Below are 22,842 nucleotides of genomic sequence, written 5' to 3' on the forward strand. Positions count from 1 at the left end.
CTGCGCACAGGACCGCAAGGACGAGCGTCTTCATGCGGGGCCGGCTCATGCGAGGGGAGTTCATGCGACGGTCTCCTTGCGCACCATCAGCACGCATAGTCCTGCCACGATCAGGCTGATGCCGCCAATCATCAGCGCATTGATCGCCTGGTTATCGAAGAAGGTCTTCAGCAGGAAACCCAGCAGGCTGGCGGCGACCAGTTGGGGTATGACGATGAAGAAGTTGAAGATGCCCATGTACACGCCCATCTTCTTCGCCGGCACCGCGCCGCTGAGCAGCGAATAGGGGATCGCCAGGATCGCGGCCCAGGCGATGCCGATGCCGGCCATGGGAAGCAACAGCCAATCCGGATTGCGGATGAAGTTGAAAGCGATGAACGACAGGCCTCCGATCATCAGGCAGACCAGATGGGTGGCGCGCAAACCTATGCGGCGCGACAGGGGCGCCAGGCCGAAGGCCGCTATCGCCGAGAATCCGCTATAGGCGGCGAATAGCACGCCCACCCAGTCCGCACCGTCGTTGTAGGCGGCGGAGGTGGTGTCCGAACTGTGGAAGTGCAGGGAAGTCACCGCGGGAGTGGTGTATATCCACATCGCGAACAAGGCGAACCACGAGAAGAATTGCACTACCGCCAGTCTCTGCATGGTGGTCGGCATGTTGCGCACATCGTGGATGATTTCGCCCAGGCCGCCTCCGCGCTTTCCACCGGCAGTGACCAGCAGCAACAGCGCGTAAACCACCAGTCCGGCCGCCAGCAGATAGAGCGACTTGTCCAATGCGTAGTGGCGGATGCAGAAGGCCAGGATCGCTGCAGGAACGGTGAACAACGCCACTTCCGCCGCCAATCGTGTGTTGGACACCGGTGCGGGAGCGTCGATGGCCTCGGGTTCTGCGTCGTCGAAGCTTTGCAGCTGCTCGGGCGGGTATTCGCGGGTGCGGAAGATGGTCCAGCCCATGGCGCAGATCAGCACGGCGCCGCCGATGTAGAACGACAGGCGCACGCTGGGCGGGATCTCGCCCGCCGCCGCGGTGTTGGCGACGCCCAGTTGGGCGAGTGTCTCCGGCAGCAGGTAGGCCACGACCGCGCCGGCACCGATGAAGAAGCTCTGCATCGCGTAACCGCGGGTGCGTTGCTCGGGCGGCAGCTGGTCGCCGACGAAGGCGCGGAAGGGTTCCATCGAGATATTGATCGATGCATCCAGCAGCCACAGCATGATCGCGGCGAACCACAGCACCGACGAGTTCGGCATCACGAACAAGGCAAGCGTGGCGAGGATGGCGCCGACCAGGAAGTACGGGCGGCGGCGGCCCAGCCGGGTCCAGGTGCGGTCGGAGTAGTAGCCGATGATCGGCTGCACCAGCAGGCCGGTCATGGGCGCGGCGATCCACAGGATGGCCAGGTCGTCCATCTTCGCGCCCAAGGTCTGGAAGATGCGGCTCATGCTGCCGTTCTGCAACGCGAAGGCGAACTGGATGCCGAAGAAACCGAAGCACATGTTCCATATCTGCCAGAACGAAAGCTGCGGTTTGCTGTTCGTGCCCGATCTATTCATGCTGCGGTTTCCCCATGGCATCGCGCCTCGACCTTGGACATGTTGCAGGCAACGCGGCCGGAAACCATGCTGCACTGCAAACATTCGAAGGCTTTAGCACTGTGGCCTGCGCAACGCCACTGATCCTGCGCCATCGAATGAAAAGCTCTGTATTTTCCCTGCGCCGTTGGATTTCAGTGCGATTTTCCGCTGTAGAGCCGCGAGCCATCGCCTCTTGTGGGCGCGCTTGTCTGCATACGTATTCATGGCGGGCATGCCGATAAGGCCAATGCCTGCGGGTGCGCGGCATGGAATAGTGGCGTCCGTTGTGCGGACAAGGCAGGATCGCAATTCCAATGTTGGGGATAAGGATGGCGAACGATTGTTGGTGGCGCGGTGCGGTGATCTACCAGATCTACCCGCGCAGCTTCATGGATAGCGACGGCAATGGCGTGGGCGACCTGCCGGGCATCGTGGACAAGCTGGACTACATCGCCAGTCTGGGCGTGGATGCCATCTGGATCTCGCCGTTCTTCAAGTCGCCGATGGCCGACTTCGGCTACGACATCGCCGACTACCGCGATGTGGATCCGCTGTTCGGAAACCTGGGCGATTTCGACCGTCTGCTGGCCAAGGCGCACGGGCTGGGCATCAAAGTGATGATCGACCAGGTGCTGAGCCACTGTTCGGTCGAACACGAGTGGTTCAAGGAAAGCCGCGAGAGCCGCGACAACCCCAAGGCCGACTGGTACGTGTGGGCCGACGCCAAGCCCGACGGCAGTCCTCCCAACAACTGGATGTCGCTGTTCGGCGGCGTGGCCTGGCGCTGGGAGCCGCGGCGCGGTCAGTATTACCTGCACAACTTCCTCTCCTCGCAGCCCGATCTCAATTTCCACAACCCGGCGGTGCAACAGGCCACGCTGGACAACGTGGAGTTCTGGTTGAAGAAGGGCGTGGACGGCCTGCGGCTGGATGCGATCAACTTCTGTTTCCACGACCGGCAATTGCGCGACAACCCGCCCAAACCGGTGGAGAAGCGCGTAGGCCGCGGTTTCAGCCCCGACAATCCGTACGCCTTCCAATACCACTACTACAACAATACGCAGCCCGAGAACCTGGTGTTCCTGGAGAAGCTGCGCGCTTTGCTGGACCGTTACCCGCAAGCGACCAGCCTGGGCGAAATATCGTCCGAGGACTCGCTGGCCACCATGGGCGAATACGTCAACGAAAAGCGCCTGCACATGGGCTACAGCTTCGAACTGCTGACCGACGATTTCACCGCCGCCCACATACGCGCCACCGCCGAGGACCTGGAAGCGAAGATGGCCGACGGCTGGCCGTGCTGGGCCATTTCCAACCATGACGTGCAGCGTGCGCTCACCCGTTGGGGCGGTGCCGGCGCGACCGATGCGTTGGCCAAGCAACTGGTGGCGCTGGTGTGCTCGCTGCGCGGATCGGTATGCCTGTACCAGGGCGAAGAGTTGGGCCTGGGCGAGGCGGATGTGCCCTACGAAGCGTTGCAGGACCCGTACGGCAAGACGTTCTGGCCGAACTTCAAGGGCCGCGACGGATGCCGCACGCCGATGCCGTGGACTGGCGGCACGCATGCCGGTTTCACCTCCGGGCAACCGTGGCTGCCGGTCGCCGACACGCATCGCGCCTTGGCCGTGGAGGTGCAGGAACGCGACCCGGAATCCACGCTCAATGCCACGCGTGCGTTCCTGCGCTGGCGCAAGACTGTGCCGGCGTTGCAGTGGGGCGACGTGGATTTCTTCGATACCTCCGAGCCTGTGCTGGCATTCGTCCGCCGTTTCGAGGACCAGCGTGTGCTGGCGGTCTTCAATCTTTCCGCCGTACCGGTGCAATGGCCGGTTCCCCCCGGCTTGCAGTTGCGGGCCCTCGATGGTCACGGATTGTTGCAGGGCGGTGTTGAGGCGGGACATGTCCACTTGCCCGCGCGCGGCTTGTTCTACGCCGAAGTTGGTTGATCCTCGAGCGGCCATGAAGCGGCCGTACAACCAGTCGTCCTGGCGCGCATCTTGCCGCTGTTTCCGATCTTGGACATCAGACATACGACGTCGACCCTGTCGATACGCGCTGACTTGCTGATCCTGTTCCGCTTATCGAAATATTGGTGGCAGCAGCGATGTTGCATTGCAGCGCAATCCACCAATGGTTGCGTCAGAACCCATTGAAACCGGTTTCCTGAAGCAACGCTTCGATGACGGAAGTAGCGGCGGAACATCGCCGGATGCCATGAATACGTATGCAACATAAGTTGTGCGGGGAGCGCCACGACTACCATTGCCGCACGTATCGGAGGCGGTCTGCGTATCCGGACGGACTGGTTTCAGCGAGCGCCGAAATGGCGGGTCGCCGGCCTTTCAAAACTAGAAAACCAACCATGGGAGTGGAGGGGAGATGGTGAAGCTCAAGCGCAATCTGCTGAGCGTGTCCTTGGTGTCCGCGATGACACTGAGCGCCACGAGTGCTTATGCACAATCGACTGAAGAGACCGCGGAACAAACTCCGCAACCGGCCAGCACCGAAGCGACGGAGCTGGACCGGGTCACGGTGACGGGCATCCGCGCCGGCATCGAGGGCGCTATCTCGGTCAAGCGCGACTCCACTTCCATCGTCGAGGCGATCACGGCCGAAGACATCGGCAAGCTGCCGGATGTCAGCATCGCCGAATCGATCGGTCGCCTGCCTGGCCTGGCCGCGCAACGCGTCGCCGGCCGCGCGCAGGTGATCAGCGTGCGCGGCTTGTCGCCAGACTTCTCCACCACCACGCTCAACGGTCGCGAGATGGTCAGCACCGGCGACAACCGCAGCGTGGAATTCGACCAGTACCCATCGGAACTGGTCAGCGGCGTGACCGTGTACAAGACTCCTGACGCCGGCCTGATCGGCCAGGGTCTGTCGGGCACCATCGACATGCAAACGGTGCGTCCTCTGAGCTACGACGGCTCGGCGGCCATCGTCGGCATTCGCGGCCAACGCAACTCGCTGGGTTCGGCGGCGAACCAGGATGCCACCGGCTCCCGCTACAACCTCAGCTACATCGACCAGTTCGCCGACAACACCTTCGGCATTGCGCTGGGTTTCTCCTATTCCGACACGCCTATCCAGGAAAACCAGGTCGGTCTGTACGAACCTTGGCAGGCCATCGGCGACAACTGGCGTCCAGGCGTGCCCGCAGGAACCTTCTATTCCGACGGCATCAAGGCGCTGCGCCGCACCGGCAACCAGACCCGCACCGGCCTGATGGCCACGCTGCAGTACCGTCCCTCCAATGCCTGGACCAGCACGCTGGACATGTTCCATTCCTCGGCCGAGCAGGTGGATACCGCCAACCAGTTCGAAGTGCATATCGGCGACTACAACGGCGGCTTCGGTCGGTTGAACGTCACCAATCCGGCCATCAACGGCAACAACACTTTTACCGGCGGTACGATGGGCAACGTGTACCCGCTGGTGCGCGGCATGTACAACCGTCGCGAAGACGAGATCAACGCTTTCGGCTGGAACAACGACTTCACCGTCGGTCAGGCGCGTATCGTCGCCGACATCGGCTGGTCGCGCGCCAAGCGCGACGAACTCAACCTGGAGAACAACACCCAGATGCTGCCGGCGCCGCAACTGGACACGTTGCAATTGCAGATCAGGAACAATGGTTTCTCGCAGATCAATCCGGGCCGCGACTACTCGAATCCGGATTCGCTGTTCCTGACCGGCACGATCTATGGTTCGGGTTACGGCAAGGTGCCGAAGGTGGTCGATGAACTGAAAACCGCCAAGCTGGCTGTTTCGCTGCCGGCACCGGCCTGGACCAAGTTCTTTTCGGACATCGATTTCGGCTTGAATTACGCCGAGCGCGAGAAGAACAAGCGCCAGCCCGAGGGCAACATCAACCTTGGCGCCCAGGGTATAACGGCCATCGAGTCGGACTTGCAATATGATCCGGTCGACCTCGGCTTCGCCGGCATTGGCTATATCCCGGCCTGGAGCGTTCCAGGCGCGGTTGCTCGCTACATGACCTTTGAACCCAGCGCCACGGCGTTCCCCTATCTGGTCGCCAAGGCCTGGGACGTGAACGAGAAAACCACCACCGCCTATATACGGGGCAATATCGACACCGAGTGGGGCGACGTCAGTGTGCGCGGTAATGCCGGCGTGCAAGTCCAGCGAGTCGATCAATCCTCGGATGCAATTCGGCTCTCCGGCGGCAGCGATCCGCAGCCCATCCATCAGGGCAAGACCATTACCGACGTGCTGCCGAGCATGAACCTGGTTTTCGGTTTCGCCAACGATCAGACCTTGCGCGTAGCCCTTGCCAAGCAGGTGGCGCGTCCGCGCGTGGATCAGTTGCGTGCCTCGCTCGAAGTGACCGCTTCGGATGGCCCGAACCCGGACACTGGCACCAACTTGCGCGACAGCTTCGCCAGCGGCGGCAACCCCATGCTCGATCCGTGGCGTGCCTACGCATTCGATATTTCCTACGAGAAGTACTTCGGCACCAGGGCTTATGTCGCGGCTGCCTACTTCTACAAGGATCTGCAGTCGTACATCTACACCCAAACCGATCCGTTCTACGATTTGTCCCAGTACACATCCGACATCCCTCAGCATCCGAACTTCCCGGGCGTAGGCGTCAATCCGATCGGCAGCTACTCCAGACCGGTAAATGGCGAAGGCGGCACGCTGCAGGGTCTGGAACTCACCGGTTCCTTGCCGTTCGATATGTTCAGCGAGACCTTGAGCGGTTTCGGTGTGGTCGCCAGCGCCACCTTCAACGACAGCAACATCAAGATCCGCGACCCGGAAAGCGCCTCCAGCGTGGGCAGCGGCGACATCGACCTGCCGGGCCTGTCCAAGCGCATCTACAATCTGACCGTGTACTTCGAGAAGAACGGGTTCGAAGCGCGCGTCAACCAGCGCCGTCGTTCGGACTTCATCGGCGAGATCGGCAACTTCAACGGCAACCGCACCTTGCGCTATGTCGTTGGTGAAAACATCACCGATGCGCAGGTCAGCTACACCTTCAGCGACGAAAGCGCCTTCAGCGGGTTGTCCCTGCTGCTGCAGGCCAGCAACCTGACCAACGAGGCCTACCGGACTTACGCCGGCAGCAAAGACCGTCCCCTGGAATACGTCGAATGGGGCCGGAGCTTCCTGCTGGGCCTGACCTACAAGTTCTGATCGCGAACCGACTGCAAAAGAAAAAGGGCTGCGGAAAACCGCAGCCCTTTTTTGTTGTCCTGGTGGAGCGGAGGGGGATCGAACCCCTGACCTCCACGATGCGAACGTGGCGCTCTCCCAGCTGAGCTACCGCCCCAGGTACCTGCATAGTCTATCCGTGTCGGGTGGGGCTGCGCCAGTCCTTCCCGGGGCTCTCAATAGCCCTCAAGCCACGTAAATACCTTTGACCTCATGCCCATTTCTAAGTCCGCCGTAGTTTTACTACGCCAGTTACCGGGGGTGGCCTGGTCGGCGCTAAAGCACGAACTTCTGAGGATCGGTTCAGCCACTACACGCTTGAGGGCGAGCCGGGCCCGGCAAGACGCGACATTTCCACGACATCCAAGGCCGATCATCGAATAAGACCCGAAGCCGCGGTTCGGCATGGAACAGCGCGCGGCAAGGCCGATCATGCGCCTTTACTTGCGCAGGCGGTTGAGTTCGAAGATGCGGATCAGGAGGCGAATGTGCGGTGGTGGGCAATCAAAGGAACCTGATCGGCACAGACAGAACCGGCGCAGCACTCGAGGCAATGCTTCAGGACTTGGCCGGAGTCCTCGTCTCAGAATCGTACGACGGAGGAATGTGTGCCTGATCGCGCAGATTGTCTGGGAGGCTCTGAGAGCATATCGTTTGAACGATTTGACCTCTTCTACCTATTGCCGGTGAGGACTAATCCCGACGAGTTCGGCAGGAGTAGAATACGTCCAGGTTGGGGATATAAAGCGTAGTCTCTACGTCGAGCAGACCTAGGATGGACGAGAACAGGTTGTCATGGCTTACGGGTTTGTTGGCAACACTTTTAAGGCAATCCATATCAATGTCTGCGGTTATTGAAAACGCAGCCGATAGCCAAATCACCATTGGCACTTCAAGTTGCTCGTCAGGAGCTATGGCATAGGGAATTCCGTGCAGGAACAATCCGTTCTCACCTAGAGATTCGCCGTGGTCGGAAACATAGATCATCGCCGCGTCGTAGTGGGACTGCCCCTCAAGCAGAGAGATTGTTTCAGCCAGAATATGGTCCGTGTAGAGAGCTGCATTGTCGTAAGCGTTGACGATACTGCCAACGGTGCACTTACCTAGATCAGGACTTTCGCATGGAGGCATGAATCGCTTGAAGCGATCGGGATACCTTTCGAAGTAGTTGGGTCCGTGATTCCCTAGTTGATGCAATACGACCAGTCGATCTCCCCTGGCCGGAATGATGTGCGATGCCAGGGCCTTGACAAGAATTTCGTCGTGGCAGCGAGTGCCATTGCAAAGCACGGTATCTTGATCATCGCCGACGTGCAGGTATGGGAGACCGGCACATACTCCCTTGCACCCCGATTGATTGTCGATCCATAGGGTTTGAACTCCACCGCGATTGAGCACATGAAGCAATGATTGGTGACTGCGAATCCTTTTTTGATCGTAGTTCGATCGTCCGTATGGAGAAAACATGCAAGGGAGTGAAACTTCGGTACTGCTTCCACAGGCGACAGAGTTGCTAAAATTAACTAAACCAGGGATCGTAGATAGCCTGGGTGTCGTCTGCCTTGCGTAGCCGTTGAGCTCCCAGTTTTTCGCGCGAACCGTCTCACCCACCACCAACACTACCAGCCGCGGCTTCCTGGCGGCAGACGACGGCTTTTGCACTGCATCCTCTCCAATAGGTAGGGGCGATGCTTTCTTGCCGGGTGGTGCAGCCAGTAACACCTTTGACAAAGCAACGAGGTAGTTCGCCGGCGTAACGAGGTAGCGGATCTCGCGCTGGTTACGCAGCAGCGAGCTTACATCGCGTGAGGAGAGGGATACACCAACTAGTATTACGAGCACAGACGTTGCCAGAAAGGCTAAGCGAACCAAGCTCGCTCGGGCGATACTTCTCCTCTTGATCTGCGTCCACCAAAGCAGCGCTACTGGAAATAACGCCAGTGCGACGGGAACGAGCAGGCTTATCGTCATAAGCTCCTCCGATTCTTTGGTATCGGTATTCAGCACATTGCGCAGCATGTCTGCGTCTAGGTAGATGCCATAGGCGCTCATGAAATGAGCAGCCAGTGCGGTGGCGATCAGCAAAACGGTCAACACTGGTTTTACGATCCAACGATTCACGATGATCCCAAGAAGAAGGCAGTGCAGCGCCGTGAGGATCAAAAAGAGCGAGAGTGAGAGCTTCCATTGCACCCAAGGGCTTGGCACAGCGCTTGACCAGAATGATTTGTTGAAGAGAACAGAGAAAGCGATGCTGCTCATGAGTATCATGAGCTCGCTACTCACCACTGGTCGTTTGAAGGTCAGTACGGCGAGATAGGACGATCGCACCGCATGAGAAAGAGAGGTGGCCGGCCTGGGCTCGGCTCTGCGTGCAGCGCCAAAGACCGAGGGACCGTGCGGGGCTGTTATGCGAGTGGCGGATGAGCGCAGCATGGTTCGACACGATTGAGGCGTGCCGAGCAAGCTAGGGGCTCGATGTCGTAGTTAAGTCGGCTCTTGGTTATCGGATCGTTATAGAGATGCGCCCGGTGCAGACGGCCTGGGCTGCTCTTGTTGCGCACGCGTTTAGCAAAACACCCCGCATTCCGGTTGTTCCAGTCCGGGTCCCGCTGATCACAGCGGCGCGACATTTCCACGACATTCAAGGCCAATCATCGGCGAAGACCCGGATTCGCCACGGTCACAAGTCGTGCGTGATGCCCTTGATAAGGACTCTTAGTGGATAGAAAGAAAAGCAAGACCGCGCTAACTGGGGCGGCGATCATCGTTGTTGGAATACTGACAGCGCTGTATTTCTCGCTCAGCAGCGACGTCGCCCCCAAAACGGTAGCCGCAACGCCCGTGCTGACCGTGGCCATGACGCGAGCGCAACTCTCTGTACTGCCTCAACGAATTGCGGTAAGCGGCCACATCGCCCCTTGGCAAGAGGCGAGCGTCGGCACCGAAGCAGAGGGTTTGCAGCTTATTGAGGTTAAGGTCAATGTGGGCGACCGGGTTCGCCGCGGGCAAGTATTGGCTGTTTTCAAGCCGGAAATGGTCGCGGCCGAGCTAGCCGAGGCGCAGGCTGCTGTAGCGCAGGCCGAGGCGCAACTCGCCGAGGCCCAAGCCAATGCTGAGCGGGCTAAGGGCCTGGACGCCTCTGGCGCCATGTCCGCCCAGCAGGTTAACCAGTATGTGGTGGCGGCTCGGACGGCCTTGGCCAGGCTGGAGGCGGCCAAAGCGGTCAAACAGCGGAATCGCCTTCGGCTTGCACAGACCCGCGTGCTGGCGCCGAGTGATGGGATCATCACCGCGCGCACCGCCACCGTGGGCGCCGTAATGCCCGGCGGGCAGGAGCTATTTCGCCTGATTCAGGATGGCCGCCTGGAATGGCGAGGCACCGTGGCGATGGCGGACATGACCTTGCTTGCGCCAGGGCAACTTGCGCAGATCAGTGTTCATGGCCAAACACCTATCCAAGGTCGCCTAAGAATGGTGGCGCCTTCCATAGACACCCAGACTCACAACGGGTTGGTCTATGTGGATTTGCCAGCAAATAGTCCGGTCCGTGCTGGCGCATTCGCTAGAGGCTTTATTGAGGTGGGACAAGGGCAGGCATTGACGGTGCCGCAGCAAGCGGTGCTGCTACGCGATGGGTTTAGCTTTGTCATGCGCCTGGATCCGGCGTCCAAAATCCTAATGACCAAGGTCTTGGTCGGCAGGCGCGTAGGTGATCAAGTGGAAATCACCGATGGACTAACAACTTCCGAGCCCATCGTCGCCTCAGGGCTGAGCTTCCTCAGCGAAGGGGATACGGTCAAGGTAGTGCGAGCCCCCGCCCAGGCTTTGACGCAGACGGCGGGCACGCCATGAACCTCAACGTATCCACCTGGTCAATCCATAACCCAGTCGCAGTCACCCTGCTTTTCATCCTGTTGACCGTAGCAGGGATTGGCGGCTTCTTGGCGATGAAGGTGCAGAACTTTCCGGACATCGATTTTCCAATCATCACCGTTACGGCTGAGTTGCCCGGGGCCTCGCCGCCTCAGCTAGAGAGCGATGTGGCACGCAAGATCGAAGATGCCGTGGCCAATATTCCCGAAATCCGACACATCAGTAGCACCCTGACGGACGGGACGGCGACGATCACGGCCGAGTTCCTGCTTGATAAGCCAGTGCAAGAGGCGATGGACGATGTGCGAGACGCGGTAGCGGGCACCCGGTCCGAGTTGCCTGCCGATCTCCGAGACCCGGTGATCAGCAGAAGCACGCTGGCTGGCTCGCCTGTTATGACTTACACACTCACTTCCACGCGTCTGGATGCCGAAGCACTGTCTTGGTTTATTGACAATGAAGTGCGTAAGCGTCTGCTGGCTATAGCAGGGGTCGGCGCGGTGTCGCGCGTGGGCGGCGTTGATCGGGAAGTGCGCGTCTCCTTGGAACCAGACCAACTGCTTGCTTTGAATGCGAGCGCAGCAGATATCTCCCGCCAGCTCGCCGAGCTGCAGCAAGAGGCTTCAGGCGGTCGGGTAGAAGCCGGTGGAGGCGAGAAGTCGGTGCGTACGATCGCCACGCTCGCTACAGCGCAAGAAATCGCGGGCCTGGACATATCGTTGGGCGATGGGCGCCGGATACGATTGGATCAGGTAGCCACGGTGTCGGACACCATCGCAGAGCCTAGATCGATGGCGCTGTTCAACGGCAAGCCGGCGGTGGGTTTCGAAGTTATACGGGCCAAAGGGGCAGGCGAGATCGAAGTGGCCGAAGCGGCGCAGGCGGCGGTAGAAGAATTGAAAGCCGCGCACCCGGAGATAGTATTCGTCGAAGCGGTCAATTCGATTGATCCCATTGTGGATAATTACCACGGTTCGATGACGCTGTTGCTGGAAGGCGCAGTGCTGGCTGTCATTGTGGTGTTCTTCTTCCTGCGCGACTGGCGGGCTACTTTTATTGCGGCGGTGGCATTGCCGCTTTCGGCAATTCCTGCATTTGCCGCAATGTACTTGATGGGATTCACGCTCAACACGGTCTCACTTCTTTCCTTATCTTTGGTCATCGGTGTGCTGGTGGACGATGCGATTGTGGAAATTGAGAATATAGAACGGCACTTACTGATGGGTAAATCGCCCATGCAGGCCTCGATCGATGCTGCCAGCGAGATCGGACTGGCGGTGATTGCCACAACGTTCACGCTAATTGCAGTGTTTCTGCCAACTTCCTTAATGGGTGGGATTGTAGGGAAATACTTTGTTCAATTTGGCTGGACTGCAGCCGTTGCGGTGTTCTTCTCTTTGGTGGTCGCGCGAATGCTCACCCCTACGATGGCCGCCTACATGTTGAAGGCACCTGAAAAGACGCCCCGGCCGCCGCGGTGGGTCGAAACCTACATCCGTACTGTGCGGTGGTGTTTAAATCACCGCCGTGCGACGGTAGCGGCCGCTATCGTCCTGATCTTGGGCGGCGTTGCCCTTGCCTCGACGCTGCCAGAAGAGTTCATACCTGCTGACGACGGCGATCAGACGCAGGCGACGTTGTCGCTGCCACCAGGCAGCACCATCGCCCAAACACGCGCTCTGGCCGAAATTGCGCGCGTTGTTGTAGCGAAGAACCCGCACGTGGTATCGGTTTACACCGCCATTGGTGGGAGCTCAAGAGCATCAGGACCTGAAGATGACGAAGAGTCCGCAGGATCGAGCGGAGGCGTTGGGACTGCCGTGCTGACGATGAACCTCGCGCCTCGAAGTGAACGTGGAGGGCTGGATCGCCAAGGCCTTGAGGGCCAGCTCCGCAATGCCTTGTCTGTCGTGCCCGGGGCGCGCGTGAGCGTTGGCATGGGGGGGGTGGGCGAGGGCTATTCGCTTGCTTTATCGTCAGAAGACGGTGAGCTTCTTGCTCAACAAGCAGCGTTGGTTGAGCAAGAGCTCAGGACGATTCCAGGCATTGGCGCGGTTACTTCCTCGGCAAGCCTGGTGCGGCCGGAGTTGGTCATCCGCCCAGATTTCGCACGTGCTGCGGATCTGGGCGTAACCTCCGCCGCCATTGCCGAAACCCTTCGCGTCGCTACCTCTGGCGATTACAGCCAAGCATTGTCGAAGCTCAATCTTAGCGAGCGTCAAGTTCCGATCGTGGTGAGATTGGCCGACAGTGGTCGCGACGACCTTGAAATCCTGCGACGACTGCCCGTGCCTGGTGCGCGCGGGTCGGTGCCGTTGGAAAGCGTGGCAGACCTGCAGATCCTGAGCGGACAATCAGAACTGACTCGTTATAATCGGGCACGCAACATCAATCTCACTGCTGAGCTGAATGGGCTGCCATTGGGCGATGTAGAGGAAGCGGCCGGCCAACTGCCGAGCCTCAAGAAGCTACCCAAGGGGGTCACAATTACGGCCACGGGCGATGCCGAGGAAATGGATGAGTTGGCCGCCGGGTTTGGTATTGCCATGCTTGCTGGCGTGTTATGTGTGTATATGGTGCTAGTACTGCTGTTGAAGGATTTTGGTCAACCACTTACGGTCATAGTGGCTCTGGCGCTATCGGTGCCCGGTGCCTTCCTGGCGCTGAAACTGACAGGTTCCTCGCTGTCGATGCCCTCGATGATCGGCTTGATTATGCTGATGGGGATCACCACCAAAAACGCTATCTTGCTCGTGGACTACATCATTATCGCGCGGCGGGATCACGGCATGGAACGGTTGTCCGGAATCATCGATGCTTGCCGCAAGCGTGCCCGGCCCATCGTCATGACGACCATCGCGATGGGAGCGGGTATGTTGCCCATTGCATTAGGCCTGGGTGCCGATGCCAGCTTTCGCTCGCCCATGGCCATCGGTGTGATTGGAGGCTTGATCACCTCGACCGCGCTCTGCTTGCTGGTAATACCGGTGGCATACAGCTACATCGACGACGCGATTGGGGCAATGAAGGCTCGTTTGGGCATTTCCATGGGCAAACCCGTGGCTGGAACCACGGAGCGCTTGGCATGAGTTTCTTGGCGACCATCGATGTGCCTTATGAAGAGGGCCTTGACGGGTCTGCGTCTTTCACAGTTCCTATGGCTGATCACGATGCTTGTGCTCGAAGCACTTATTGGGCAGGGCGGGGAGGCGACGCTACAGGAGCGCCCGTGGTTCTATATGGCTCACGCCGCCGTTGCACTCCATCTGCTGGGCTATATTCAAACGGTCTGCGTCGTGGTGAAGTTTGTGGCGAGCGGCCTGGCCGGGTTGATGTGATCGAGGATCAAAAGATATGACAAACGGAAGAAAAGTGAACAAGGAACCCTTGTCGATCTTAATCATCGAAGACAACGCTCAGTTGGCCGCGAACGTGTATGACTATCTGGCCGCTTGCGGACATCTGCTCGACGCAGCCCCCGACGGACTATCTGGGTTGCACCTGGCGTCCTCGAAGGACTATGACGCGATCTTGCTGGATTGGAACTTGCCCAGGCTCGACGGCCTGACAGTGCTGCGTCGAATCAGAAAAGAGGCGAAGAAGAAAGTGCCTATTATCATGCTGACGGCACGGGACCAGTTGGCAGACAAGATCGATGGTTTCGAATCCGGTTTGGATGACTATCTCGTCAAACCGGTAGCACTACCGGAGATCGAGATTAGATTGCGCTCAGTGGTGAGTCGTTTGAGGCAGGCGGCGGCACCCGATGACGTACTTGTTGTGGGTGATCTGCATTTCGACCTGCGGAAACTGCAAGTGCGTCGAGGCGATCGGAATGTGGCAGTTTCCCGGATTGGCCGCCGCCTCTTGGAGCTTTTGATGCGGGAGAGTCCGAACATCGTCAACAGGTCCCGCTTAGAGCGTGCCGGATGGGGCGAGATCGTACCCGACGGCGATCTATTGCGCTCGCATATCTACGTGCTGCGCCGGGAAATTGATACGGCCGCGGACAAACCGCTTCTGCATACTGTTTCGGGTGCCGGTTATAGGATCTGTGAGAATGAGTAGGCTCACTGCGCTTATCAGCACTCCGCGCAGTGTTCACTGGTGGATCAGCGTGGCCTTGATTTTCTTCGGACTGGCAATGATGGCCGCGCTCACCATCCAGAGTTTCAACAGTCAATCTTTGATCGAGCACAAATTCTGGGCAAGCCTTCTTAGGGACACATCGGCCGAACATGCCAAGCAGTTGCGGGAGCATCCGAATGTTGCGCTTCCCGACTCCGGAATCGTTCGATCATGGTATGTCGACAAATCACGTGGCGCCTCACAGGCGCCCAGCTACTTAGTTGATCATCCCCCGGGCCTTTATTCGACCGAGGCGGGCTCTTTTTTTACCGGCGTTAGCACGTTCACTGAGGATGATTCGTTCGATGATCAGTCCAGTTTCCACGCACTGATTGTAGATCTTCCTCCGGGCCGGCTTATCACGGTCATTGATATAGCCCAGCTTGAAGATCAACAGAATCAGGATGCGGTGGTCACGGTAGTTTGGGCGGCGTTTCTCGTATTGTTCATTGGCGGGCTCATTTTCTGGCTGCATCTAAATCTTGTCCGGCCTGTAAGAGACCTGGCCCGGCGCATGCAGGCGATTGTGCCTGGTGCGCCTGGCGGACGCCTACCCACGAGCTATCAAAGAGAGGAGATCCAGGTCATTGCCCAGGCGAGCAATGCGCATTTAGAGCGGGTAGAGCAGTTCATCGAGCGCGAACGAAGTTTGCTCGATCAAGCCAGCCATGAATTTCGGACGCCTATTGCCGTGATCGCAGGGGCGGTGGACGTGCTCAAACAGCTTTCGTTGCCCGACGCGTCCGCGCCCGTGCTGGCGCGTATCGAGCATGCCGTGGAAGATCTGTCGGAAACAATGGTCGCCCTGCTCTATCTCGCCCGCGAGCCTTCGAACCAGGCGGGGACGCCAGAAATTACCGCCCTGCACGATCTGCTGCCCAGGATATTGGCCGACCATGAGCATCTTCTGGGCGATAAGCCGGCAAGGCTGCGGATTGGCGTGATCGAGTCGGCTTTTATCGCGGCCCCGGAGGCCATGGTTCGCATTGCGGTGAGTAATCTGATCCGCAATGCGGTGGAGAGCACAGAGGATGGAGAGGTCGAGCTGTCTCTCGAAGGCTTCGTAATCTCGGTAACCGACTCGGGAAGTGGCTTTAACCCCGTCGAGGCGGCGCGTAGGTATCGCGACAGCTTGCGCCAGTCTGTGCCCATTCGCGGGCAGGGTTTGGGGCTGTTTCTCATTGGAAGAATTTGCGATCGGTTTAACTGGAAACTCACGATTGAGCAGGTTGCCCCCGGCGGCACGCGTGCGGCTTTGGATGTAAGAGCAAGCGCCATCGAGTTTTAAGGGGTAGACAGCCGTCGTTCAGCGCAATTGGCAGATCACGCGACATTTGGACGACATCGCCTCGTCATTCTGTTGGGGTTGGTTGCAGCGAGCCGTGCAAGCACACGGGACGTTCGCAAAGGACAAATCCCCATCATTGAAGAGACCCGGTGTCCGATGAAGAAACTTCTATTGTCCGTATTGCTATCCACTTTGCCGTTGGCCACCTTGGCTCAGACTGCAGATCCGGAACAGGCCTTCCCGGAAGAGGATGGTCCGCAAGAAGGCCCCCCGCGCTGGAGCTTGGGTATCGGAGTGATCATCGAAGACAGTGGATACGCCGGCGAAGGGACGGATGTGCAGCCGATCCCATTTGTGGGCTTTGAGGGCGAGAAGTTCTACGTAAGGGGTCTAACGGCTGGCTGGCGGTTCATTGATAACGACTCTTTCGAGTTGGCGGCAATCGCAAAGTACAAGTTTGATGGCTTCGAGGTCGCGGATCTGGGTAAGGCTGAGCTCGCGGCGAACGGGATCGACTACCGACTGCTTGAAGATCGCGATGGTGGTTTGGATCTAGGTCTGAGCGCCAAATGGAAGGGTGGCTTCGGCGAGCTGGAAACGGAGATCTTGGCCGATGCCACCAATACCAGCAGTGGACAAGAGGTTTCTTTGCAATACAGCTATGAGTTTGAAGTCGGTAAAGGAGAGCTGACCCCAAATGTGGGCGTCAAGTGGCTGTCGAAGGATACGGCCAATTACTACTACGGCACACTGGATAAAGAGGTAGCGCGAGGCGTGGTGAATTACAAGCCCGGCTCGGTCGTCATTCCAAGTGTTGGCGTGTCTTACTTCCGTCCGGTTGGCGAGAAGTGGTCGTTCATTGGTTTTGCCGACTATAACTTCCTGCCCAATGAGGTCAGCGATAGTCCGTTGATCGAGAAAGATACAAACGGCGCCTTCTTCGTCTTCGTAGGTTTCTCACGCGGCTTCTAGGTTCTCTCCTGACGTGCCCCCTCGCGGGGGCATTGGGTCCAGCGCCCGACACTTGGCGCGGAGTTGTCCACCGAAACCATCCGAGCCTCCCATGCGTGCCTGTATTCAAGTGATCCAACCAAAGCTTGTGGGTGCGCTCATATCGAGCCTGCTGGTGGGCTGCTCACTGGCGCCGGCTTACCAGCGGCCCCCAGCGCCTGTGCCGGAAATGTGGACAGACGGCACGCAGGGCCAGGCAAGCAGCGATACTGCTACGCGACTGGAATGGCAGTCTTTTGTTGAAGATCAATCGCTTAGGCATCTAATTGACCTGGCGCTGGCCAATAATCGAGATCTACGTCAGACCCTGCTGAATGTTGAAGCCGCCAGGGCACAGTATCGGATCCTGCGGGCTGATCGATTGCCCCATGTGTCATTGGACGCAACTACGACTCGTCAGCGAGTGGGTGAATTCTCGGCTGTGGAGAGCAGCTATCAAGCCGGCATTGGACTTACCACGTTTGAGCTTGATCTTTTCGGACGAGTGCGGAACCTTTCCGAAGCTTCTTTGGAAGAGTATCTGGCTGCGGAGCGGGCGGGGCACTCGACCGAAATTAGCTTGGTGGCCGAGGTTATCCAAGCGTTTCTGACTCGCGATGGCGCGCAGCAACGCTATGCCATCGCCACCCAGGCCCTTGAAGCGCGCGAGACTTCCTTGACACTTTTAGCGCAGTTGCGCGCGCGCGGCTTTATCAACGAGCTCGACCATCAAGAGGCCATTGGCCTCCGCGACCAGGTAAAAGCAGATCGGGAAAGGATTGATCGCGAGTTTCGGCAATCCTCCAACGCTTTGTCTTTGCTCGTCGGAGTTTCTAATGTCAGTGAGATCCTGCCGAAGATGTATAGCGATCGTCTTCTTCTGGCGCAGGAGATCGCACCGGGAACGCCGTCAACGCTGTTGATGCGCCGTCCCGATATCCGCTCGGCCGAACACCAGCTAAAAGCACGCAACGCCGACATTGGCGCTGCCCGCGCCGCTTTTTTTCCGCGCATCTCACTGACAGGCTCATTGGGCAGCAGCAGCCCCGAGCTTTCAGGTCTCTTTGGCTCTGGCACACGTACGTGGTCATTCACACCACAGATTATCTTGCCCATCTTCAGTGGGGGTGCGAACCGAGTAAATCTGGATCTGGCGCATGTCCGCAAAGACATCGCCGTGGCCGCTTATGAGTATTCCATTCAGGTCGCCTTCCGCGAAGTCTCCGATGCACTAGCAGCAACTGACACGCTAAGACGTGAAGAGATTGCACGGGCGGAAGTGGCTGTCGCATCGGGCAACGCAATGCTGCTATCCGAAGCGCGTTATCGCGCGGGACTGGACGACCATCTCCGCTTCTTAGATGCACAGCGCACCGACTATTCCAATCAGATTGCGTTGATTGAAATTCATACCCAACGACAGATCGCCCTGTCGGCGCTATTTCGCGCACTAGGCGGCGGCTGGCGGGGAGAACTATCGGGCGATGTGGTGTCGGTTCGATGAATTGGCAAGGCCCCCTTGGCTAGCGAACTTTCAGGCCAGGGAAATGAGTAGAGAAAAAAGCGTCCCCACCGCTTCGAGACCCCTGATATGCACACCTACAACACTCGGAATGCGCACGAGTTGCGCAAGAGCCGTCATATGCTGATATTGCAGGACTTGCCTGACTTGCCTCCCCCCTTGGTAAGCAGCAAACGCAGTTCCCCCGCCAAATGGCTACGTCGGGTGTCGGTGTTGTTCGTGTTGATTTCTCTGGTTCTGGGCACACGCTCGGCTTGGTTGAGCTTGATCGGATTAGGGTCATGACGCGCGTGGTCTTCTGGAAGGTGCTGCTGAGCTTGGGACTCGTAGCGAGCTTGGTGGGTTGCGCAACTGTTTCCGAAAAGCAGCCTCACTCGGCGCTTGCCCAAGCCGACACTCCAGTGTCGATGATTGTCTCAGACCCTGCGCCCGCGGCCGTGCCGATTGCACCTGACTTTGTGCCAACGGTTCCTGACCGAGTCGATGTGGAGCGTGATGAAACAAGGGTAGCGGCCAAGTTTGTGGAATCTGGGGGTGATAAGAAGAGTGAGAACCTTGAGATGCCCGCCGGAAAGGTTGGGATCTATGATCCATGGGAGCGGTATAACCGGAAAATGCATCGGTTCAATATCGCGGCCGATCGGTCAGTGGCGCGGCCTGTGGCCAGGGCCTATGTGAAGGTCGTGCCGGCGCCAGTGCGCTCTGGAGTGAGTAACTTTTTTGACAATCTGGGACAGCCAGCTACCGCGGTGAATGCGCTGCTTCAAGGCAAGGTCAAGCATTCGGCGCAAGCGTTGGGGAGATTTGTAGTGAATAGCACAATCGGGGTGGCCGGAATCTTCGACCCGGCAAGCCGCATGAAGCTTCCGGAACGCGATGAGGATTTTGGACAGACGCTTGCCACCTGGGGCTGGCGGCGCTCCCGTTACTTTGAACTACCTTTTTTCGGTCCTAGCACGGTGCGCGATGCGTTTGGCATCGCAGGAGACTTGCCATTGCAGCCTCTCTCCTATGTAGAGGCCGATAAGGTCCGTCTCGGCTTAAAAGCCATCGGCCTAATCGATATGCGCGCGCGCCTCCTGGCTTTCGACTCGTTGAAGGATGAAGTCATCGACGACTACCTGTTGGTTCGAGACACATGGTCGCAGCATCGCAATTTTCGGATAAAGGAAGACACGGGCCGCGATGCGTCGCTGCCTGACTATTTGAAAGAATGAGCCGGTGAGGCTAGCCCGCGGCTTCACGCGGCGGGGCGAGCAGGGGCGAAAGCAGCGGCTCCAGTTCGGCGCGGCGCCAGCCGGCAAGCGCCGCGGGCCAGTTTCCGGTTTCCTGCAATGCTTCCAGGTAACGGCGCGAAGCCAGGATGCCGTCGGGAAGGCCGAGCTCCGCGCTGCGTGCCGAGACTACGTCCTGCAAGCGTTTCAGGGCGTTCTTGTCGTCGCTGCTCGCATTGCGCGCCCGTGGGGCTTGCAGCTCATCGGCAAGCGGGGTGCTGAGCGCCTGCCAGATGGCATCGCCGAGTTTGCGCGGAGCCTTGGGGTGGGATTCCAGCTGCGCCTGCAACTGGGCGCGGTCGGCCGGCGGCGTGCGTGCGAGGTTGGTGGCCAGCTCATTGTCCAGAATCCAGCTGCGCGGCTTGTCGCTGGTCCTTGCCTGCGCATCGCGCCAGCGCAGCAGGCGCAGCAAGCGCAGCTGCGCGTCCGCTTCCAGGAACTGCGCGCTGCGCATGGACAGATGCGGCCAGCGTTCGCCTTCCTCGGTGGCGTTGGCCAGCATGCGGGAACCGTCCTGATCCAGCCATTCGCGCCGGTCCAGCGCGCGCAGGCGGGAATCCAGTTCGCGGTAGATCGCTCCCAGGTGCACCACGTCGTCGGCAGCGTATTCCAGCTGCGAATCGCTGAGTGGGCGGCGCAGCCAGTCGGAACGGGTCTCGCCCTTGACCAGGGCCACGCCGGTGATTTCCTGCACCAGTTTCTGGTAGCCCATGCCGCCGCCCAGGCCGCACAGCGCGGCGGCGATCTGGGTATCGAACAACGGCGCAGGCAGCACGCCGCAATCGTGCGACAGCGCCACCAGGTCTTCGCTGGCGCTGTGCATCACTTTCAGCACGCCCGGGTCGGCCAGCAGCGGCCGCAGCGCTTCGGCGATGCCGGGCGCCAGCGGGTCGATCAGCAGTATCCGGTCGCCGATGGCCATCTGCACCAGGGCCAGTTGCGGCCAGTAAGTGCGCTCGCGAACGAATTCGGTATCCAGCCCCACCCAGTCGGGCGGGGATTGCAGCTGCGCACGCAGGGCGGCGGGTTCATCTATCCAAAGAGGCACGAAATCTCCACGTGAATGCATCGGTTGCCGGCTCGGGCGACAATAGCCTAACGTCCGGCGTACCGTTCGGGACCGACATTGTGGAGGAAGATGCACGCAACCCGGTATCCGATGCGGTTGGCGACGGCGGCTTTGGCCGTGTGTCTTGCCGTGTGCCTGGCCGCCTGTACGCGTACGCCCGAGGCAGCGCCGCCGCCGCCCCCGGCCGCCGAAGCCGTCGATCCGCGCCTGCCCAGCATCACTGTAAGCGGCGATGAGACCGGTGCGGCGGCATGGAACTGGCAACCGCCACAACGCGCACTGACCATTCAGGATATGGCGGCGGCCAAGCGCGATGCGGCGAGCGCGTTGGCGCGGAACCGGCTGTATGCCGAGGCCGGCGATGCGATTCCGTTGTACCTGGCGTTGAGAACGCTGGCGCCGGAGGACCGTCAGGTCGCCCAAGGCCTGAAAAAATCGCTGCAGGCCCTGCTGAAGCAAGGCGCAGCAGCATTGCGCGATGCCGGCGACGATGCCGATGCCCTGAGCCTGGCAGGCGAAATCGGGGCGGTGGCGCGGGCCCTGGCCCCGGACGATCCCGCGGTTGCCGCTTATCTGGTGCAGGTGGACAGCGCCGACCAGCTTTGGCGGTTGAATGCCGAAGGAGAACGCTTGCTCCGCAACGGGCAGATCGGCCAGACGGGCGAGACGGTGCTGGCGCCTTTCCGGGAAGTGCTGCAGTTGCAGCCTGGGCAGGCACGCGCACTGCAAGGCCTTGCGGCGAGCGAAAGCGCGATGATCCGGCAGGCCGAGGAAGCGGCGGCAGCTAGCGATTTCGCGGCGGCTTCGCGCTGGTTGGCGCGGGCGGCGCAGGTGCGCGATTCGGCTCCCACCGTAGAGGACGCGCGGCAGCGTGTCGGCGCCATCCGCAATGCGCGCATCGCCGCCTTGCGCGAGCGCGGCATCAGCGACCTGACCACGCTTCGCGGCCAGCGCACCGCGCGGGTATTGCTGGCCGAGGTGCTGCGCATCGCCGAGCCGGGCGATACGGTAGCCGCCGATTTCCGCACGCGTATCGATCTGGCCACGCACTACGGTTTGTTCAGGCCCGGACAGGCATTCACCGATGCCATGACCGCGGGAGGCCGCGCGCCGGAAATGATCGTGATCCCGCATGGTGGTTTCCGTATGGGCGCGACGGAGTCGGAACTGGGTTCGGTGGAATCGGAAAAGCCCGCCCACTACGTGCGCTTCGATCGCGGTTTCGCCATGTCGCGCCAAGCCATTACCGTGGGCGAGTTCCGGCGTTTCGTGCAGGCCACGCGCTACCGGCCGCGTGCAACGCGGCGCGGGCATTCGGTGGTGTACGACGAGCGCAGCGGCAATTTCGCGCGCCGCAGCGGCGTGGACTGGCAATCGGACTACGCCGGGGCGAGGGCCGCCGACAGTCTTCCGGTCCTCCACGTCAGCGTGCGCGATGCCGAGGCCTATGCGCAATGGCTGTCCGTGCAGACGGGAAAGAGCTATCGCCTGCCCAGCGAGGCGGAATTCGAATACGTCCTGCGCGCGGGCAGCCAGGGACGCTATCCCTGGGGCAGCGACGGCGTGCCCACTGCGCGTTTCGGCAATCTGACCGGCGGCAACGATGTTTCGCCCAGCGGGCGGCATTGGAACAATGCGTTCGTGTCCTATGGCGATGGCTATTGGGGCCCCGCACCGGGAGGCAGCTATCTGCCGAACGCTTTCGGACTGTACGACCTGGGCAGCAATGTCAGCGAATGGGTCAGCGACTGCTGGCACGCCAGTTATCGCCGCGCCCCGGCGGACGGCGCATCGTGGTTCAATCCTGGCTGCCGTTCGCGCGTGGTGCGCGGCGGTTCCTGGGCCAGCTCGCCAACCCAGGCGCGTGCGGCATGGCGTTCGGCGTCGGATTCGGATATGACTAGTGCGCGGGTGGGTTTCCGCGTGGTGCGTGGGATCTGAA

Annotated in this window: 14 protein-coding genes and 1 tRNA gene; 11 read left to right on the forward strand and 4 right to left on the reverse strand. The window is 59.9% G+C overall.

All coding sequences use genetic code 11. The annotated features are described in order from the left end of the window. Window positions 1-60: 60 nt before the first annotated feature. Window positions 61-1,554 (reverse strand): MFS transporter, encoded by a 1,494-nt coding sequence (locus BLR66_RS01035; RefSeq protein WP_093279782.1) that lies wholly within the window; start codon window positions 1,552-1,554, stop codon window positions 61-63. Window positions 1,555-1,904: 350 nt separating this feature from the next. Here BLR66_RS01035 and BLR66_RS01040 point away from each other — a divergent pair, with 350 nt between their 5' ends. Next, complete coding sequence (locus tag BLR66_RS01040; protein ID WP_093279783.1) at window positions 1,905-3,521, forward strand: alpha-glucosidase family protein; 1,617 nt, start codon at window positions 1,905-1,907, stop codon at window positions 3,519-3,521. Between the two features lie 433 nt (window positions 3,522-3,954). Then, the gene (locus BLR66_RS01045) at window positions 3,955-6,735 is read left to right on the forward strand and encodes a TonB-dependent receptor (protein ID WP_093279784.1); all 2,781 of its coding nucleotides are present in this window, start codon (window positions 3,955-3,957) and stop codon (window positions 6,733-6,735) included. Between the two features lie 60 nt (window positions 6,736-6,795). Here the strand turns inward: BLR66_RS01045 and BLR66_RS01050 are convergent. After that, window positions 6,796-6,871, reverse strand: a tRNA-Ala gene (locus BLR66_RS01050). Window positions 6,872-7,446: 575 nt separating this feature from the next. Then, on the reverse strand, window positions 7,447-9,189 hold the full coding sequence (locus tag BLR66_RS01055; protein WP_093279785.1) for a phosphoethanolamine transferase: 1,743 nt from the start codon (window positions 9,187-9,189) through the stop codon (window positions 7,447-7,449). Between the two features lie 285 nt (window positions 9,190-9,474). On the opposite strand from BLR66_RS01055, the gene BLR66_RS01060 reads away from it, so the two are divergent. From BLR66_RS01060 to BLR66_RS01095, 8 genes are all read left to right on the forward strand, one after another. Beyond that, a complete protein-coding gene (locus tag BLR66_RS01060) occupies window positions 9,475-10,608 on the forward strand; it encodes an efflux RND transporter periplasmic adaptor subunit (RefSeq protein WP_093279786.1) in 1,134 nt (377 codons plus the stop codon). Further along, window positions 10,605-13,718 carry an efflux RND transporter permease subunit gene (locus tag BLR66_RS01065; RefSeq protein ID WP_093279787.1) on the forward strand — a complete coding sequence of 1,038 codons (3,114 nt, stop codon included), beginning with the start codon at window positions 10,605-10,607 and terminating at the stop codon, window positions 13,716-13,718. The genes BLR66_RS01060 and BLR66_RS01065 overlap by 4 nt, the downstream gene beginning before the upstream one ends. Before the next feature lie 39 nt (window positions 13,719-13,757). Then, the gene (locus BLR66_RS01070) at window positions 13,758-13,967 is read left to right on the forward strand and encodes a hypothetical protein (RefSeq protein ID WP_143014513.1); all 210 of its coding nucleotides are present in this window, start codon (window positions 13,758-13,760) and stop codon (window positions 13,965-13,967) included. A 49-nt stretch (window positions 13,968-14,016) separates the two neighbouring features. Beyond that, window positions 14,017-14,697 (forward strand): response regulator transcription factor, encoded by a 681-nt coding sequence (locus tag BLR66_RS01075; RefSeq protein WP_218119609.1) that lies wholly within the window; start codon window positions 14,017-14,019, stop codon window positions 14,695-14,697. Then, the gene (locus tag BLR66_RS01080) at window positions 14,690-16,045 is read left to right on the forward strand and encodes a HAMP domain-containing sensor histidine kinase (RefSeq protein ID WP_093279790.1); all 1,356 of its coding nucleotides are present in this window, start codon (window positions 14,690-14,692) and stop codon (window positions 16,043-16,045) included. Before BLR66_RS01075 ends, BLR66_RS01080 begins: the two co-directional genes overlap by 8 nt. A gap of 156 nt (window positions 16,046-16,201) precedes the next feature. After that, complete coding sequence (locus BLR66_RS01085) at window positions 16,202-17,017, forward strand: MipA/OmpV family protein (RefSeq protein WP_093279791.1); 816 nt, start codon at window positions 16,202-16,204, stop codon at window positions 17,015-17,017. 91 nt (window positions 17,018-17,108) lie between these two features. After that, window positions 17,109-18,539 carry an efflux transporter outer membrane subunit gene (locus tag BLR66_RS01090; RefSeq protein WP_093279792.1) on the forward strand — a complete coding sequence of 477 codons (1,431 nt, stop codon included), beginning with the start codon at window positions 17,109-17,111 and terminating at the stop codon, window positions 18,537-18,539. Between the two features lie 299 nt (window positions 18,540-18,838). Continuing rightward, window positions 18,839-19,774 (forward strand): MlaA family lipoprotein, encoded by a 936-nt coding sequence (locus tag BLR66_RS01095; RefSeq protein ID WP_093279793.1) that lies wholly within the window; start codon window positions 18,839-18,841, stop codon window positions 19,772-19,774. Between the two features lie 10 nt (window positions 19,775-19,784). Here BLR66_RS01095 and rnd read toward each other — a convergent pair whose 3' ends face one another. Further along, window positions 19,785-20,867 carry a ribonuclease D gene (gene rnd / locus BLR66_RS01100; RefSeq protein WP_255402365.1) on the reverse strand — a complete coding sequence of 361 codons (1,083 nt, stop codon included), beginning with the start codon at window positions 20,865-20,867 and terminating at the stop codon, window positions 19,785-19,787. A 102-nt stretch (window positions 20,868-20,969) separates the two neighbouring features. Here rnd and BLR66_RS01105 point away from each other — a divergent pair, with 102 nt between their 5' ends. Further along, window positions 20,970-22,841, forward strand: coding sequence for a formylglycine-generating enzyme family protein (locus BLR66_RS01105; RefSeq protein WP_093279795.1), 1,872 nt, complete (start codon window positions 20,970-20,972; stop codon window positions 22,839-22,841). The last annotated feature ends 1 nt before the right edge of the window (window position 22,842 follow it).

Source organism: Pseudoxanthomonas sp. CF125, assembly GCF_900104085.1.
Classification (GTDB): Bacteria; Pseudomonadota; Gammaproteobacteria; order Xanthomonadales; family Xanthomonadaceae; genus Pseudoxanthomonas_A.